This window comes from Modestobacter sp. URMC 112 (genome assembly GCF_053502575.1).
The window spans coordinates 1,930,883-1,946,985 of the sequence record NZ_CP199957.1; the positions used below are offsets into that span (position 1 = coordinate 1,930,883).

General features: G+C 72.0%; 16 protein-coding genes. 10 read left to right on the forward strand and 6 right to left on the reverse strand.

Annotation, left to right across the window (positions count from 1 at the left end; all coding sequences use genetic code 11):
* The first annotated feature begins 4 nt into the window (after positions 1-4).
* The 7 genes from ACWIX6_RS09075 (at position 5) to ACWIX6_RS09105 (ending at position 7,111) form a co-directional block, all read left to right on the forward strand.
* The gene (locus ACWIX6_RS09075) at positions 5-367 is read left to right on the forward strand and encodes a TIGR04076 family protein (protein ID WP_448616515.1); all 363 of its coding nucleotides are present in this window, start codon (positions 5-7) and stop codon (positions 365-367) included.
* Between the two features lie 2 nt (positions 368-369).
* The gene (locus ACWIX6_RS09080) at positions 370-1,521 is read left to right on the forward strand and encodes an aldo/keto reductase (protein WP_448616516.1); all 1,152 of its coding nucleotides are present in this window, start codon (positions 370-372) and stop codon (positions 1,519-1,521) included.
* 166 nt (positions 1,522-1,687) lie between these two features.
* Positions 1,688-3,178, forward strand: coding sequence for an APC family permease (locus ACWIX6_RS09085; protein ID WP_448616517.1), 1,491 nt, complete (start codon positions 1,688-1,690; stop codon positions 3,176-3,178).
* A gap of 472 nt (positions 3,179-3,650) precedes the next feature.
* Positions 3,651-4,004, forward strand: coding sequence for an antibiotic biosynthesis monooxygenase family protein (locus tag ACWIX6_RS09090; RefSeq protein WP_448616518.1), 354 nt, complete (start codon positions 3,651-3,653; stop codon positions 4,002-4,004).
* Positions 4,001-4,675: a hypothetical protein gene (locus ACWIX6_RS09095; protein ID WP_448616519.1), complete on the forward strand. Its 675-nt coding sequence runs from the start codon at positions 4,001-4,003 to the stop codon at positions 4,673-4,675. The genes ACWIX6_RS09090 and ACWIX6_RS09095 overlap by 4 nt, the downstream gene beginning before the upstream one ends.
* A 45-nt stretch (positions 4,676-4,720) precedes the next feature.
* Positions 4,721-5,401 (forward strand): hypothetical protein, encoded by a 681-nt coding sequence (locus ACWIX6_RS09100; protein WP_448616520.1) that lies wholly within the window; start codon positions 4,721-4,723, stop codon positions 5,399-5,401.
* A gap of 27 nt (positions 5,402-5,428) precedes the next feature.
* On the forward strand, positions 5,429-7,111 hold the full coding sequence (locus ACWIX6_RS09105) for a TIGR03086 family metal-binding protein (RefSeq protein ID WP_448616521.1): 1,683 nt from the start codon (positions 5,429-5,431) through the stop codon (positions 7,109-7,111).
* A gap of 5 nt (positions 7,112-7,116) precedes the next feature.
* Here the strand turns inward: ACWIX6_RS09105 and ACWIX6_RS09110 are convergent, their stop codons facing one another.
* From ACWIX6_RS09110 to paaA, 6 genes are all read right to left on the reverse strand, one after another.
* Positions 7,117-7,554, reverse strand: coding sequence for a thioesterase family protein (locus ACWIX6_RS09110; RefSeq protein ID WP_448616522.1), 438 nt, complete (start codon positions 7,552-7,554; stop codon positions 7,117-7,119).
* Between the two features lie 12 nt (positions 7,555-7,566).
* Entirely contained in the window at positions 7,567-8,643 is a 1,077-nt protein-coding gene (gene paaE / locus ACWIX6_RS09115; RefSeq protein WP_448616523.1) for a 1,2-phenylacetyl-CoA epoxidase subunit PaaE, read from the reverse strand.
* Between the two features lie 4 nt (positions 8,644-8,647).
* Positions 8,648-9,184 carry a 1,2-phenylacetyl-CoA epoxidase subunit PaaD gene (gene paaD, locus ACWIX6_RS09120; protein ID WP_448616524.1) on the reverse strand — a complete coding sequence of 179 codons (537 nt, stop codon included), beginning with the start codon at positions 9,182-9,184 and terminating at the stop codon, positions 8,648-8,650.
* Between the two features lie 5 nt (positions 9,185-9,189).
* Positions 9,190-10,098 (reverse strand): 1,2-phenylacetyl-CoA epoxidase subunit PaaC, encoded by a 909-nt coding sequence (paaC, locus tag ACWIX6_RS09125; protein WP_448616525.1) that lies wholly within the window; start codon positions 10,096-10,098, stop codon positions 9,190-9,192.
* Between the two features lie 223 nt (positions 10,099-10,321).
* Positions 10,322-10,687: a 1,2-phenylacetyl-CoA epoxidase subunit PaaB gene (gene paaB / locus ACWIX6_RS09130; protein WP_448616526.1), complete on the reverse strand. Its 366-nt coding sequence runs from the start codon at positions 10,685-10,687 to the stop codon at positions 10,322-10,324.
* Complete coding sequence (paaA, locus tag ACWIX6_RS09135) at positions 10,684-11,673, reverse strand: 1,2-phenylacetyl-CoA epoxidase subunit PaaA (protein WP_448616527.1); 990 nt, start codon at positions 11,671-11,673, stop codon at positions 10,684-10,686. The genes paaB and paaA overlap by 4 nt, the downstream gene beginning before the upstream one ends.
* A gap of 226 nt (positions 11,674-11,899) precedes the next feature.
* On the opposite strand from paaA, the gene paaK reads away from it, so the two are divergent.
* The 3 genes from paaK to paaZ all read left to right on the forward strand — a co-directional run bounded on the left by paaK (position 11,900) and on the right by paaZ (position 16,061).
* The gene (gene paaK / locus ACWIX6_RS09140; protein WP_448616528.1) at positions 11,900-13,246 is read left to right on the forward strand and encodes a phenylacetate--CoA ligase PaaK; all 1,347 of its coding nucleotides are present in this window, start codon (positions 11,900-11,902) and stop codon (positions 13,244-13,246) included.
* A 100-nt stretch (positions 13,247-13,346) separates the two neighbouring features.
* Entirely contained in the window at positions 13,347-13,955 is a 609-nt protein-coding gene (locus tag ACWIX6_RS09145; protein WP_448616529.1) for a TetR/AcrR family transcriptional regulator, read from the forward strand.
* Between the two features lie 45 nt (positions 13,956-14,000).
* Positions 14,001-16,061: a phenylacetic acid degradation bifunctional protein PaaZ gene (gene paaZ, locus ACWIX6_RS09150; protein ID WP_448616530.1), complete on the forward strand. Its 2,061-nt coding sequence runs from the start codon at positions 14,001-14,003 to the stop codon at positions 16,059-16,061.
* Positions 16,062-16,103: the final 42 nt, after the last annotated feature.

Genomic DNA, 16,103 nt, shown 5'->3' on the forward strand with positions numbered 1-16,103 from the left:
CCACATGACAGGTACCGCTGCGAGCGACGAGTTCCCGCTGTACGACCTCCGGGTCGAGGTCAGGGCAGCCGAGGACGGCCGGCCCATGGTGTGTCGGCACCCGGCCGGGGACTACTTCACCGTCACCGACGACGACCTCATCTCCTTCCCGCCCGGTGTCTCCTTCCCGCTCTTCCCGCTCGCCGCGCTGCTGCCCATGCTCGCCGCCAAGACCCGCGAGCTGCACCCCAACGACTGGATGGCGACCGACACGGACGTCGCCTGCCCTGATCCGCATTGCGGCGGCGTCTTCCGCGTCACCCAGGAAGAACGCCGCATCTACCGCCACAGCGAGCAGACGCTCGTCCCGCTGAAGCAGGAGTCCTGACCATGACGATGCCCCGCACCGCCATCCGCCCCGACTTCGACGTCCCGCAGATCATCAAGGGCAACTGGCAGATCGCAGACGACCACAGCGATGCCATCGGCGACGACGACGCGATGTACGAGCACATGACGGCGTTCCTCGATGCAGGCATCACCGCCTTCGACTGCGGGGACGTCTACTACGGCGTGGAGGAACGCATCGGGAGGTTCATCTCCCGTCTGCGCCGGGAGCGCGGTGCGGCCGCGGCCGACCGGGTGGCCGTGCACAGCAAGTACATCCCCGCGTTCCTGGACGAGGACGAACTGCGCTCCGTCGACCGGAGCCATGTCCAGGCGGTCGTCGACCGTTCGCTCACCCGCCTCCAGGTCGACCGCATCGACCTTATGCAACTCCACTGGTGGAACTACGACATCCCCGGTCACGTGGAGGCGGCCCTGCACCTGCAGGACCTCGCCGAGGAGGGGAAGATCAAGCACGTCGGCGTGACGAACTACAACACCGAGAAACTCGCCGAGCTCATCGACGCCGGGGTTCGCGTGGTGTCCAACCAGGTCCAGTACTCGGTGACGGACCGCCGTCCCGCCAACGGCCTAGCCGATTACTGCGAGGACCACGACGTCGCGCTCCTGTGCTACGGCACCATCGCCGGCGGCCTCTTCAGCACGAAGTGGCTGGGCATCCCCGATCCGGGAGCGCCCCGGTTCGAGAACGTCTCCCTGGACAAGTACTACCGGATCATCGTCGACTTCGGGGGCTGGGACCTCTACCAGGACCTGCTGCGGGCCATGGACCGGATCGCTCAGCGTCATGGCGTGTCCATCCCGGCCATCGCCTCCCGGTGGGTCCTCGACCAGCCGGCGGTGGCTGCGGTCATCCAGGGCGCGCGCCATGCCCGGCACGTCGACGAGAACGTCAAGCTCGCCAACCTCAAGCTCTCCGCCGAGGACCGCAGCGAGCTGGCGGAGGTCCACGCCCGTGCCAAGGGTCCGTTCGGCGACGCCTACGACCTGGACAGGATTGAGGACCGCGACGCCCTCGAGCACGTCGCCACGGACTACTTCGACGTCGAGGACGGCAAGCTCGTGACCAAGCACCGCGACGAGGTCATGGTCGCCGAGCCGTACGGGCACCACAAGCTCGAGGTCCCGCGCTGACGGCGCAGCCGCCGTGTCGTGACGAGGGCCGTCGGCGCCCCGCTGTCACCTTCCCGCCCCAGGAGTCGGCGTCTCGTGCGCTCCTCCGCCCTCCTCGTTCATGCCCCGCAGAGGTCGACTGACGTCGCCTTCGCACACATGTCCCGTTCGAAGGACAGGAACCCCGATGAGCAGCATCGATCCGCCAGGTGACCACACCATCCTGCCGCCGGCGCCCCATGGCACCTCCCACCACGACCAGCAGCTCAAAGGGACGCTGGGCGTGGGTGCGATCATCTTCATGGTGGTCGCGGCCGCGGCGCCGCTGACCGCGGTCGGTGCCGCCTTCCCGGTGGCCGCACTGCTGGGCAACGGCGTCGGGTCCCCGACCATGACGTTGGTCTGCGGGGTCCTGCTCATCTTCGTGACCGTCGGCCTGTCCACGATGGCCACGGTGATCCCGCGGCCTGGCGCCTTCTTCACCTACATCGGCCATGGACTCGGTCGTCCCAGCGGTCTGGGGGCGGCGTGGCTGGCGATCCTCACCTACTCGGCGGTGCAGATCGCCGTGTACGCGCTCCTGGGCACCCAGTTGCAGGCCTTCGTGGTCGACACGCTCGGCGGACCGGACGTCCCCTGGTGGGTCTGCACGCTCGCGGTCGTGGCCATCGTCGGCGTGCTCGGGTTCTTCCACCTCGAGCTCAGCGCGAAGGTCCTCGGGGTGGTCCTCGTCGGCGAGATCGGCATCGTGCTGCTCCTGTCCTTCGTGGCCGTGCTGCAAGGTGGTCACGAAGGCCTCGGGCCCGAGCCGTTCGAGTGGGAGAACGTCGCCTCGGGATCGCCTGCCCTCGGCCTGATGTTCGCGATCGGCAGCTTCCTGGGCTTCGAATCGGCGGCCATCTACCGCAACGAGGCGCGGGACCCGGCGAGGACCATCCCGCGAGCCACCTACGGGGCGGTGGCCTTGATCGCGCTCTTCTACACGTTCTCCCAGTGGGCGCTGATCATGGCGGCCGGCCCGGACCGCTTCCCGACCTGGCTGCCCGACCATCTCGGCGACTTCATCATCGTGCTCAGCGACGAGTACCTCGGCAGCTTCGGTGCCCAGGTCGTGAACCTGCTCCTGATCACCAGCCTCTTCGCCTGCGTGCTGTCCTTCCACAACGTGATCGCGCGCTACCAGCACTCGATGTCCCTGGCCTCGGCGCTGCCGACGGGCGTGTCCCGAGTCCACGGCCGGCACCGCTCGCCCTACGTCTCGTCGCTGCTCCAGACGGGAACGGCTGCGCTCGTGCTCGTGGCGTTCGTCGCCGTCGGGCTCGATCCGGTGCTGCAGGTCTTCACCTGGCTCGCCGGCGTCGCCGGGTTCTCGGTGAACGTCCTGCTGGCGCTGACCTGCCTGTCGGTGATCGCCTTCCTGACGACCAACCGGATCGACGCCGGTGCGTGGAAGACGTGGATCGCGCCGGGGATCGGGCTGGCCGGGCTGGTCTTCATCCTCTTCGTGCAGGCCAGGAACTTCCCGCTCCTGCTGGGCGAGGCGGGGTTCACCGCTCGGGTGTGGTTCTTCTACCTCCTGATGCTCGGGTTCCCTGTCTTCGGTGTCCTGCAAGCGCTGTGGCTGCGGACGCGACGCCCGGCCAAGTACGCCACCGTGCTGGAAACGATCATGGACTGACCTGTGCCGACGTCCGCGTCAGCGCGTGCCGTCGTGCACGTCGTCGACGACGAGGTGCCCCCCTACATCGACCTGATCGAGAATGGCCCGTGATGAGCACCGAGGCGGGCGCTCACAGCGGCGAGCACGGTGGGCGTCCTCGCCTCCATGCTCCTCCATGCTCCTCGTCCAGCTCGCGTACCCGGGCCTCGGGCTGGATCGTGTCGGTGTCGCAGCGGACGGCGGGGATCGGCTCGGTCAACGCCCCGGTCCGGCAGCACGGTCAGGTCATCGCCGCCGTCTGCGTGCAGGCACCGCTGCCGGGGGTCGTGCACGGGGCCCGCGTCGTCGCCGTCACGCGTCGGGATCGAGCAGGCCATGCGAGCGTGACAGTGCGGCTCGTGAGGCCGCGGGAGCACCCGCGTCCGGCTGCGGGCGGAGGTGGGTCCTCCTAGTCTGTGGCCACTCCGCCGGCGTCCCCTCAGGAGAGCTCATGGCCGTCTTCCGCATCCTCGAGGCGAAGGCGCGCCCAGCCTGCGTCGACCGCCTCGCCGAACTCCTGGTCCGGCAGAACGACCAGGTGGTCAGTTCCACCCCCGGGGCCCTGTTCGCCCAGGCGCTGCGCAGCGGGGACCAGCTGCTGGCGGTCTCCAGCTGGCAGAGCGAGGAGCACCTGCAGGGCTACCTCGACCTGGAGGTCACCCGGGAGTTCTACCGGGCGCTGCCGGACCTGCTGATGGGGACGCCGAGCATCCGCACGTACGAGGTCGTGGCCGGCGGGAGCGACGATGCCGCCGGCTGGGCGGGGGCCGACCCCGACGGCGACGGGGTGGGAGGGCAGCGATGAGCTGGTACTACCCGAAGGGCTGGACCGACCAGGAGGACGGCGTGGAGCAGGTGGTCATCCACTACGCCTGCACCCCACCAGGCCAGTGGCCCGACTGGAGCTGGGACCACGACGCCCGGGTCCTGGAGGACCGCGGTGGCTACCCGCGGAACCGGCTGAAGGTGCTGCGGATGCCCCGCGAGGTCCGCGACCTCGAGCGGGGGTGGTCCACCCCCGAGTACCGGTTCCACTACTACTTCGAGGTCTTCCAGGACGGGCACCGCTGGACGACGGACCTGTTCAGCGAGGACATCGTCTACCGCGACCTCGAGTACGTCGACGACGACGGCTGGGCGACCAACATCTGCATCTACTGGTCGGTGGGCGACTGGGGCGCGCCGGTGTACAGCCCGATGGAGGACCCCCGCTTCCCCGGCGACTCCGAGTTCCGGTCGACCAAGTACTACTCCTACGAGGACAAGGAGCGGTTCCACCACGACAAGTTCCACATGCTCCAGGGGATGGAACGGCCGCACCGGTGGCGGTCCCGGATGTACGGGCCACGCGGGGCGACGCTGGTCCAGCAGTACCACATCGGGCGGATGTACCCGCCGTGGGAGAAGGACGAGTTCTGGCTCGGGCCGGACGGCCGGGCCGCTCCCGGGGGCAACTGGTGGGTCCACCACCTGTAGGGCGCGAGCCACCATCCCACCGCCGTCCGGAGACGCGAGGTCGCCATGAGCCAACTGTCCGAAGCCGTCGCCGGTGCGCGCTCCGTCGCGGACGGCCAGCGCTTCGCCCTCCGCAAGACGTGGGTCGACCCCGGGCCCGGGATCGAGATGGTGCAGCTGCACCACGCCTGGACCTGCCCCGGCGAGGAGCCGGACTGGGAGGCGGCCGACCAGCAGGTGATGACGGCGAGCGAGACGTCCCCGGGCACGCGGTCGACGGTCATCGAGGTGCCCCGGCAGGTCGGCGGCAGCGCCGAGTACCTGCTGCACCACTTCTTCTTCGTCGTCCGGGGCACCGAGTGGAGCAGTTCCCCCGTGATGACCGAGGAGATCGTCGCCCGCGAGGTGGTCTACGAGGACCCCACCGGGGAATGGACCCACGTCGGGATCGGCTGGGGCGTCTCGACGCAGTCCCCGGAGCCGGCGGCGCCGAACTACACGTCCGCCGCCATGGACGGCCTGTTGTTCGAGTCCGCCGGTGCCGGCGCGCCGCCGGAGCCGGCGCCCATTCACGAGTTCGTGCAGGCACAGCCCCTGCCGCACGTGTTCCGCGGGCTGGTCTGGGGGCCACGCGGCTTCGACCTGCAGTACCTCTTCCACCTCGTCCGGGCCGGGGGCGCCCGGCCGGAGGACGACACGGAGTCCTGGGACCTGGGCGACGGGAACGGCTGGACCCTGACGCTGTAGCCCGCGCCTACTGCGATTGGATGGGGCATGCCGTCCTCCTCGAGTGCCGACCTCCCGCTCAAGTGGGCAGCGCCGGTGGGGGAGCGGACGCCGAGTGGCCGGGTGCGCTACCGGGGGAGGCTCGCCGCCGCCGGCGGCGCCCTGCACCTCCACCTCGGCCGGGACGGCGGCGGCCCCCCGTTCCAGGACGTCGCCATGGAACGCGCGGACGACGGCTCCTGGTCGGCCGAGGTGCCCGACATCGACGGCGCGGTCCTGCTCGACTGCGCCGTCGCCGCCGGCGACGAGTGGGACAACAACGGCGGTGCCAACTACCGGTTGTGGCTCGACGTCGACCCGGTCGACGCGCACGTGCACGTCCGCAGTCCCGGCCTGGAGTCGATGGGCTTCGACAGCCTGCGGACGGCGTTGGCCTCCGGCGGCATGACGCACGGTCTCGTCTCGTGGCAGGACAACGGGTTCGTCGACCGGATGACCGCGGGCGTCCCGTGGCTGACCCGGCTGGTCTGGGTGAGCCCGGGCGGCCCGGGCGTCGAGGAGGTCCGGGAGCGGTTGGCCGCCGGTGCGGTCGGCCTGAAGCTGCACCCCTCCTACGACGAGTACCCGGCCGACACCCCCGGGCTCGACCCGTTCCTCCAGGTGGCCGCCGAGGCCGGGGTGCCGGTCACCGTGCACACGGCCCCGGGTCCGTCGGATCCCGACCTGGTCCGCCGCCTCGCCGAGCGGTTCCCCGAGGTGCCGTTCGTGCTGTACCACACGTTCCTCGGCCCGCCCGAGGGCCGGCGCCGAGCGGCCCGGCACGCGCAGCAGCTCGCCAACCTGTACCTGGAGACCTCCTGGTGCCGCTCCGACGAGGTCCGCCGGCTGATCGACGAGGTCGGTGCGGACCGGGTCCTCTTCGGCTCGGACGCCGCGACCGACGGGCCGGTGCACTTCGTCCGCTCCCCACCGAACATCGAGATGGTGGAGAACTACAACGAGAGCCTGCTGACCCTGGCCCGGCAGCTCCCGCCGGAGGCGCTCCGGGCGCTGCTGGAGGAGAACACCCGCCGGCTGTTCCGGCTCCCGGCGCCGCGGCCGGCCGTGCCCCTTCCCGTGCCCACCGCCGGGCCCGCCGGCCTCGACTCCGCCGCGGCCGAGTCGGCCGCATCCATGTCCACGCTTTTCGCCGATGCGCTCGAGCAGGCGGTCCGGGTGGTCGCGCGGGTGACCCGCGACCAGCTCACGCTCCCGACGCCCTGCGCGGAGTGGGACGTGCAGGCCCTCCTCGGGCACCTGCTCGCCGTCGTCCAGCGGGCCGAGCGGGCCGCCGACGGCCGACCGGTCTCGCCGGTGCCCGCCGTCGCCGCCGTCGACACACGCGGCCGGTGGGCTCCGGGCTTCGAGGCGGCCGCCGGCAAGGCCGGGCACGCATGGGCCGCGGCCGCTCCGGCGGCAGTCCCGGCCCCGTGGGGGACGCTGCCCGGACTGGCGGTCCTGTCGGGGTTCGTCCTGGAGCTGGTCGCCCACACGCACGACCTGACGGTCGCCACCGGATACCCGGAGTCGCTCGACCAGCGACTGGCCACCGGAGCCCTCCGCGTGGGCGAACGGCTGGTCCCGGCATCGCTCCGCAGCGGCGGACGGGTGTTCGCCGACCCGGTCGAGGTCCCGCCCGACGCCGATGCGTACGGTCGGCTGTCCGCCTTCCTCGGGCGCCCCGCGCGCTGAGCTGGTCAGGCGCCGCCGGGGCCCGGGGCGGGCCGGCGGGCCCGCTCGCGCGCGGCGTCGCCGATCCGGGTCTCCAGGACCTCCTCGAGGACCACGACCTGCACGGTGGTGCCGCGGCCCAGTTCCCGGCCCTGTGCGTCGACGGCCCGGCACTCGCAGGTCAGCCGGTTCCGGTCGGTCCCGACGCACCGGGCGGTGACCCGGACGGAGTCCCCGACCCAGGCCGGCGCCAGGTGCTCGACCGAGACCGACCGGCCGATGCCGGCCTCGCCCGGCTCGAGGCGCCGGAGCAGCAGCTTCCGCCCGGCCTCCTCGAAGTGCTTGGCCATGCTGTACGTGGCGTAGACCGGGTGCACCGGTCCCAGCTCGTCGCAGTGCACGGTCGACTCCGCCGTCACCACGACGTCGAGGTCGGCCGACTCGCCGGGACGGATGGGGAGCACCGCGGCGGCCGGTCAGGCGTCGAAGTCGATGGTGACGCTGTCGGACAGTGGCAGGGTCTGGCAGGTGAGCACGTACCCCGCCTCGACCTCCGCGGCCTCCAGCGCGTAGTTGCGGCGCATCTCGACCTCGCCGTCGGTGACCCGGGCGCGGCAGGTGCCGCAGACCCCGCCTTTGCAGGCGAAGGGCAGGTCGCCGCGGATCTTCTGACCCGAGTCCAGCACCGGCTCGTCGCGGGGGAGGGAGAGCGTGGTCGCCCGCCCGTCGAGCACGATGGTCACCTGGGCGCTGGGGCCCTCGATGGTCTCGTCGTCGCCGCGGACGGGCTGCGGGGGGACGTCGTCGACGTAGAACAGCTCCTGGTGCACCTTCTCGGCCGGGACGCCGAGCTCGGCCAGCAGCGCCCGCGCGTCGTCCACCATGCCGTGCGGGCCGCACAGCCACCAGTGGTCCACGTTGGCCGGGTCGGTGAACGCGCCGACCAGGGTGTGCAGCCGGTCGGCGTCGAGCCGACCGCTGGTGATCTCGGCGTCGCGGGGCTCGCGGGAGAGCACGTGGACCAGCTGCAGTCGCGTGCCGTACCGGTCCTTGAGATCGGCGAGCTCGTCGGCGAACATCACCGTGTTGGTGCGCCGGTTGCCGTAGAAGACGGTCACCGTCGACCGGCCGTCGCGCAGCACGGTGCCGGCCAGGCTCAGCGCCGGGGTTATCCCCGAGCCGGCGACGACGAACACGTGGTCGCCCGGGACGGACAGGTCGGCGGTGAAGGTGCCCGACGGCGGCAGGACGTCGATGGTGTCGCCGGGCTTCACCTGGTGCACCAGGTAGGAGGAGAAGAAGCCTCCCGGGACCTCCCGGACGCCCACCCGCGGGGCAGCACCCATCGGCGCGCAGATGGAGTACGACCGGCGTTCGTCGCGGTCGCCGTCCACCCGGCGCAGGGTGAGCGCCTGCCCCGGCTTGAAGCGGTAGTCCTCGGTGAGGTCGGCGGGGACGTCGAAGGTGACCGCGACCGCGTCGTCGGTCAGCTGCTCCACGCGGGCGACGGTCAGCGGGTGGAACTGGGCGCGGCGGCGGGTGCTGGCGGTCACGGGGTCAGATCTCCTTGACGTGCTCGAAGGGCTCGCCGCACGCTCGGCAGCGGCGCAGGGCCTTGCAGGCGGTGGCGCTGAACTCGCTCTGCTCGACGGTGTCGGCGGAGCCGCAGATGGGACAGGAAGCGGTGCGTCGGGTGGGGCCCAGGGACAGCGGCACCGGACCGGCGGTGCGGACCGGCGCCTTCCCGGGCGGGGCGATGCCACCGGCGGCCAGCTTGCGGCGGCCCTCGGCGCTGATCCAGTCGGTGCTCCAGGCCGGGGAGAGCACGGTGCGGACGTCGACGTCGGCGAAGCCGGCGCGGTGCAGGGCGTGCACCAGGTCCGCGCGCATGACCCCCATGGCAGGGCAGCCGGAGTAGGTCGGCGTGATGTCGACGACCACGGTGCCGCCCTCGGTGCGGACGTCGCGCAGCACCCCGAGGTCGGCCAGGGTGAGCATCGGCAGTTCGGGGTCGGTTACCGTCTCCGCGACCGCCCGCGCGTCCGCCTGTGGGGCGCCGGGCTCGTGACGCCGGCCTTCCGCGGTCCGGGCCATGGCGGTCACCAGGTCGCCGCCGGGTGCTGGCGGGCCAGGCTCTGCAGGCCGGCGACGAGCTCGGTCAGCTCGGCGGAGTGCTCGCCCTCCCGGCCCCGGGGCGTTGCGTCCTGGGGCCAGGCCGGGCGCTGCAGGGTGGCCTGGTCGAGGACCTGGGTGAGCACCCCGTGCACCTCGTCGCGGACTTCGGCCGGGTCGACCGCGACGCCGGCGTCGGCCAGCCGCCGCTCGACGTCGGTCGCGGTGAACAGCTCCGCCAGCAGCGGCCAGACGGCGTCGACGCCGGCCTGCACCCGGCGGTGCGACTCGTCGGTGCCGTCACCCAGGCGCAGCACCCAGCGGGCGGCGTGGTCCCGGTGGTACGTGAGCTCGTTGACGCCCTTGGCCGCGATCGCGGCCAGCACCGGGTCGCGCGACTCGCGCAGCCGGGCGAACACCGCCAGCCGCACCGAGGCCGCGACCAGCAGCCGGACCATCGTCTGCCCGAAGTCGCCGTTGGGTGCCTCGACCAGGTCGGTGTTGCGGAACTCGTCGGCGTCGCGGAAGAAGGCCAGCGCGTCCTCGTCCGGGATCGACTCGGTGGCGTGCTGCCGGGAACGGCCGAGGACGCCGACCGAGCCGGCCCGGGCCAGCAACAGCCGGGCCTGGCCGAGCAGGTCCAGGGCCACGTTGGCGACGGCGACCTCCTCCTCGAGTTCCGGGGAGTTGGTGACCCACTGGGTCAGCCGCTGGGCCAGCACCAGCGCGTCGTCGCCGAGCATCAGGCAGTAGACGCCCAGGTCGGCCGGGTCGATGCCCTCGGGCACGGTGGTGTCGACCCCGGCGAGCGGCTCGTCGAAGCCGGTGCCGAACGCCCACTGCCCCTCGCCCCCATGGGCGTGGTCCAGTGCCTCGTAGACGGTCTCCTCGTGCATGGCTCGCCTCTCGTGTGCTCTCTCAGGCCGACGTGCTTTTTCGGGCTCAGGCCCGCGTGCTTTTTTTCGGGCTCAAGCCCGTGGCCCCCTCTCAGGGGCCACTGGAAGTCGGCCCCCGCGAGGGGGCCACTGGAATCGGCCCCCCTCAGGGACCACTGGAATCGGCCCCCTCTCAGGGACCCGCCGCCCGAGGAACGAGGGTGGCGGGGGGAGAGGGGGTCCTTCACATGTGCGGGACGTCCTCGGGGATCTCGTAGAACGTCGGGTGCCGGTAGACCTTGTCGCCGCTGGGGGAGAACATCGGGTCCTTCTCGTCCGGGCTGGACGCGGTGATGTCGGCGGCCTTGACCACCCAGATGCTCACGCCCTCGTTGCGCCGGGTGTAGAGGTCGCGGGCGGCGTGCACGGCCATCTCGTCGTCCGGGGCGTGCAGCGAGCCGACGTGCACGTGGTTGAGCCCGCGCTTACCGCGGACGAACACCTCGTACAGCGGCCAGTCGCGGCGGCTGACGGCGGTCTTCGGCTCGACGGGGACGTCGGGGGAGAGCGGGACGGCGCCGTGCCCGCCCTCGGCGGTCACGTCGCTCATGCCGCGCTCCCGGCGTGCTCCGCCGCGTCCTTGGCGGCGTGCTTGGCGGCGTAGGCGGTGGCGGCCTCGGTGACCCAGGCGTTCTCGTCCCGGGCGGCGCGCCGGCGGCGGATCCGCTCCGCGTTGGCCGGGCCCTGGCCGCTGATGACCCGCTTGAACTCCTCCCAGTCGATGGCGCCGAACCGGTACCTGCCGGTCTCCGGGTCCAGCGCCAGGTCGGGGTCGGGCAGCGTGACGCCGAGGACCTCCGCCTGCGGCACGGACATGTCCACGTACCGCTGGCGCAGCTCGTCGTTGCTGTGCCGCTTGATGCCCCAGGCCATCGACTGGGCGGAGTTGGGGCTGTCGTCGTCCGGCGGTCCGAACATCATCAGCGAGGGCCACCACCAGCGGTCGACGGCGTCCTGCACCATCGCCCGCTGCTCCGGGGTGCCGCGCATCATCGTCATCAGCAGCTCGAAGCCCTGCCGCTGGTGGAAGGACTCCTCCTTGCAGACCCGGATCATCGCGCGGGCGTAGGGCCCGTAGGAGCTGCGGCACAGCGGCACCTGGTTGCAGATCGCCGCGCCGTCCACCAGCCAGCCGATGACGCCGACGTCGGCGTAGGTCAGCGTCGGGTAGTTGAAGATCGAGCTGTACTTCTGCTTCTGCTCGATCAGCTTGTCGGTCAGGTCGGCCCGGTCGGCGCCCAGTGTCTCGGCGGCGGAGTACAGGTACATGCCGTGTCCGGCCTCGTCCTGCACCTTGGCCAGCAGGATCGCCTTGCGCCGCAGGCTGGGGGCGGCCAGCAGCCAGTCGCCCTCGGGCTGCATCCCGATGATCTCGGAGTGGGCGTGCTGGGCGATCTGGCGGACCAGCGTCTTCCGGTAGCCCTCGGGCATCCAGTCCCGCGGCTCGATCCGGTGCCCGGCCGCGATCACGCTGTCGAACTGCTCCTGCAGCGCGGCCTCGTCGGGGGCGGGCCGTTCCAGGGTGGGCGCAGACATCTCGTTCCCTCGTTCCCTACGGCGGGAGGTCATTACTGACCGATCGGTCGGTAATAGTGTGCACGACCTCGGCCCGGTGCGCAATCCATCCCGGTGAACTCTTCTGCGGGGCTTGACAGCGGTGCCCGCGGGGAGTTGATTACCTGACCATCTGGTCGGTAATGGGGTGGCGGACACCGCGTGCCGACCACCCGGCGACGGCGCCGCAACCACGGAGGCATCGGCCATGACGGCTGCGACCAGCGACACCACCCGGCGCCTCGGTCAGGCGCCCGACCCCACCCTGCTCGATCGAACGGAGCGGATGGGGCTCGACGAGCTCAGGGCGCTGCAGCTGGAGCGGCTGCAGTGGAGCCTGAGGCACGCCTACGAGAACGTCCCCCACTACCGGCAGGCCTTCGATGCCGCCGGCGTGCACCCCGACGACTGCCGGGAGCTGGCCGACCTGGCCAAGTTCCCCACTACGAGCAAGGCCGACCTGCGGGAGAACTACCCGTTCGGCATGTTCGCCGTCCCCCAGGACCAGGTCCGCCGGGTCCACGCCTCCTCCGGCACCACCGGCCGGCCCACCGTCGTCGGCTACACCGAGAAGGACATCGACTCCTGGGCCACGGTCATGGCCCGCTCCATCCGGGCCGCCGGCGGGCGGGCCGGGGACAAGCTGCACAACGCCTACGGCTACGGCCTGTTCACCGGCGGGCTCGGCGCGCACTACGGCGCGGAGAAGCTCGGGTGCACGGTCATTCCCGTCTCCGGCGGCATGACCCCGCGCCAGGTGCAGCTGATCACCGACTTCGAGCCGCGGATCATCATGGTGACGCCGTCCTACATGCTGACCGTGATCGACGAGTTCGAGAAGCAGGGCCTGGACCCCCGGACGTCGAGCCTGCAGATCGGCATCTTCGGCGCCGAGCCGTGGACCGAGCAGATGCGCCGCGAGATGGAGGACCGGCTCGACATCCAGGCGGTCGACATCTACGGGCTGTCCGAGGTGATGGGTCCCGGCGTCGCCCAGGAGTGCGTGGAGACCAAGGACGGTCTGCACATCTGGGAGGACCACTTCTTCCCCGAGGTGATCGACCCGGCCACCGGGGAGGTGCTGCCCGAGGGTGAGCAGGGGGAGCTTGTGTTCACCTCGCTGACCAAGGAGGCGATGCCGGTCATCCGCTACCGCACGCGCGACCTCACCCGGCTCCTGCCGGGGACCGGGCGGCCGGGCATGCGGCGGATGGAGAAGGTGACCGGCCGCACCGACGACATGATCATCCTGCGCGGGGTGAACCTCTTCCCCACGCAGATCGAGGAGGTCGTGCTCCGCACACCGGGCCTGTCCCCGCACTTCGCCCTGGAGCTGACCAGCCGCGGGCGGATGGACCACCTGATCGTGCGGATCGAGGCGCGTCCCGACTGCCCGGCCGAGCGCCGCGATGCCGCCGGGCGGGAGGTGCAGAAGGCGGTCAAGGACACCGTCGGGACCAGCGTGGAGGTGGTCGTGGTCGACCCGGAAACCCTCGCGCGCTCGATGGGCAAGCTGCAGCGCCTGGCCGACCACCGCCAGCGGTCCGGGGCGTGAGCGTCGCTGTGAGGACCGGGACGACCGCGGAGGCGACCCGGGGCATGGGACCAGGACCGGAAGGCCCCGCGGGAGCGACCCCAGGGCCGGGGGCGCGCGCATGACGGCGGCCGGGACGACGGCCCGGCGGGGCCGGCCCGGGCACTCGCTGGAGTCCCTGCTGGACGTCGCGGTCGCGGCGTTCATCGAGCGGGGCTACGAGGCGACGAGCATGGACGAGCTCGCCACCCGGCTGGGCGTCACCAAGTCGGCCATCTACCACCACGTGCCCAGCAAGACCGAGCTGCTCCGCCTCGCCCTCGACCGGGCCCTGGACGCGCTGTTCGCCGTCACCGGGGAACCCGGGGCGACCACCGGGCCGGCGATCGACCGCCTGGAACACGTCGTGCGCGGCTCGGTCGAGGTGCTCGCCGCGGAGCTGCCCTTCGTCACCCTGCTGCTGCGCGTGCGCGGCAACACCGAGGTCGAGCGGTCGGCGCTCCAGCGGCGCCGTGAGTTCGACCGGATCGTCACCGACCTGGTCCGGGCCGCCGAGGAGCAGGGCGACGTCCGTCCCGACGTCGATCCGGCGGTCACCAGCCGACTGCTGTTCGGCACCGTCAACTCGCTGACCGAGTGGTACCGGCCCGGCCGCGGCCTCGATGCCGGTGCCCTCGCCGACGCCCTCGTCGCCACCACCTTCGACGGCCTCCGCACCACGTCCCGCTGAGCCGGACCCGCCTCACCCGCACACACCACCCAGGGAGCACCCCCCATGACCGCACCCCTGCTCGAGAGTTACGTCGCCGGCCGCTGGTACGCAGCCCCGGACGACGGGACGCCGATCACCGACGCGGTGACCGGCGAGACCGTGGTCCGGGTGAGCAGCACCGGGCTCGACGTGCCGGCGATGCTCGACCACGCCCGCGCCGTCGGCGGGCCCGCCCTGCGCGAGCTGACGTTCCACGAGCGCGCCGCGCTGCTCAAGCAGCTCGGGCTGAGGCTGATGGCCGACAAGGACGCCTTCTACGCGCTGTCCCGGCGCACCGGAGCCACCGACCGCGACAGCGCGGTCGACGTCGACGGCGGGTTCGGCACCCTGCTCGCCTACGCCAGCAAGGGCCGCCGTGAGCTCCCCGACGACACCGTCGTCCTAGACGGCCCCGTCGAGCCGCTCGGCAGACGCGGCACGTTCGCCGGCCAGCACCTCTACACGTCCATGCGCGGCGTGGCGGTGCAGATCAACGCCTTCAACTTCCCGGTGTGGGGGTTCCTGGAGAAACTCGCGCCGGCCTTCCTCGCCGGTGTGCCGACCATCGTCAAGCCCGCCAGTCAGACCGCCTACCTCACCGAGGCGGTCGTCCGGGCGGTCGTCGAGTCCGGCCTGCTGCCCGAGGGGTCGGTGCAGCTGCTCGCCGGGAGTGCGGCCGGTGTGCTCGACTCCCTCGCCGGACAGGACCTGGTCTTCTTCACCGGCTCGGCGGCCACGGCTCGCAAGCTGCGGAGCACGCCGGCCGTGGTGGCCAACTCCGTGCGGTTCAACGCCGAGGCCGACTCGCTCAACTGCTCGGTGCTGGGACCCGACGCCACGCCTGACACCCCCGAGTTCGACCTGTTCGTGGAGCAGTTGGTCACCGAGATGACGGTGAAGGCCGGGCAGAAGTGCACCGCGATCCGCCGTGCCCTGGTGCCGCGGGAGCTGATGGACGACGTCGTCGAGGCCACCGGTGAGCGGCTGTCCCGGGTGGTCGTCGGCGCCCCGGGCGCGGACGGCGTGACGATGGGCGCTCTCGCCAGCCTCGACCAGCGCGAGGAGGTGCTCCGGTCGCTGAAGGCGCTGCGCGGGGTCGCCGAGCTGGTCGTCGGTGACCCGGAGCGCTTCGACGTGGTCGGCGCCGACCGCGACCGCGGCGCCTTCCTCCCGCCGATGCTGCTGCGCTGCGACGATCTGTCCGCGTCCGAGCCGCACGACGTCGAGGCGTTCGGTCCGGTCAGCACCCTGCTGCCCTACGACGGCGTGGGTCACGCCGTCGACCTCGCCGTCCGCGGTCAGGGCAGCCTGGTGGGCTCGCTGGTGACCCACGACGAGGCGGTCGCGCGCGAGTTCGTCCTCGGCGCCGCCCACGCGCACGGCCGGATCCTGGTCCTCGACCGGGACGACGCGAAGGAGAACACCGGGCACGGGTCACCGCTGCCGGTGCTCGTGCACGGCGGCCCCGGCCGGGCCGGCGGCGGCGAGGAGCTCGGTGGCATCCGCGGCGTGCTGCACCACATGCAGCGCACCGCGGTCCAGGGCTCGCCGGACATGCTCACCGCCGTCGGCGGACGCTGGGTCACCGGCGCACGCCGCGCGGACGACGGCGTCCACCCCTTCCGCAAGTCGCTGGCCGAGCTGCGGATCGGCGACTCGATCACCGCCGGGCCGCGGGCGATCACGCTGGAGGACATCGAGCACTTCGCCGAGTTCACGGGCGACACCTTCTACGCCCACATGGACGAGGCGGCGGCCGCCGCGAACCCGCTGTTCGGGGGCCGGGTGGCCCATGGGTACCTCATCGTCTCCTGGGCGGCTGGCCTGTTCGTCGACCCCGCGCCCGGTCCGGTGCTGGCCAACTACGGGGTGGACAACCTGCGGTTCCTGACGCCGGTCAAGCCGGGGGAGGAGCTCACGGTCACCCTCACCTGCAAGCAGATCAGCCCGCGCGGCGGCGCCGAGCACGGCGAGGTCCGGTGGGACGCCGTCGTGGTCGACGGGCAGGGACAGCCGGTGGCGACCTACGACGTGCTCACGATGGTGGCCAAGACCTGGCCGCCCGCCGCGCCGCAGGCGGGCTGACCGGGCGGAGGGGACCGGTCGACGTCACGTCGACCGGTCCCC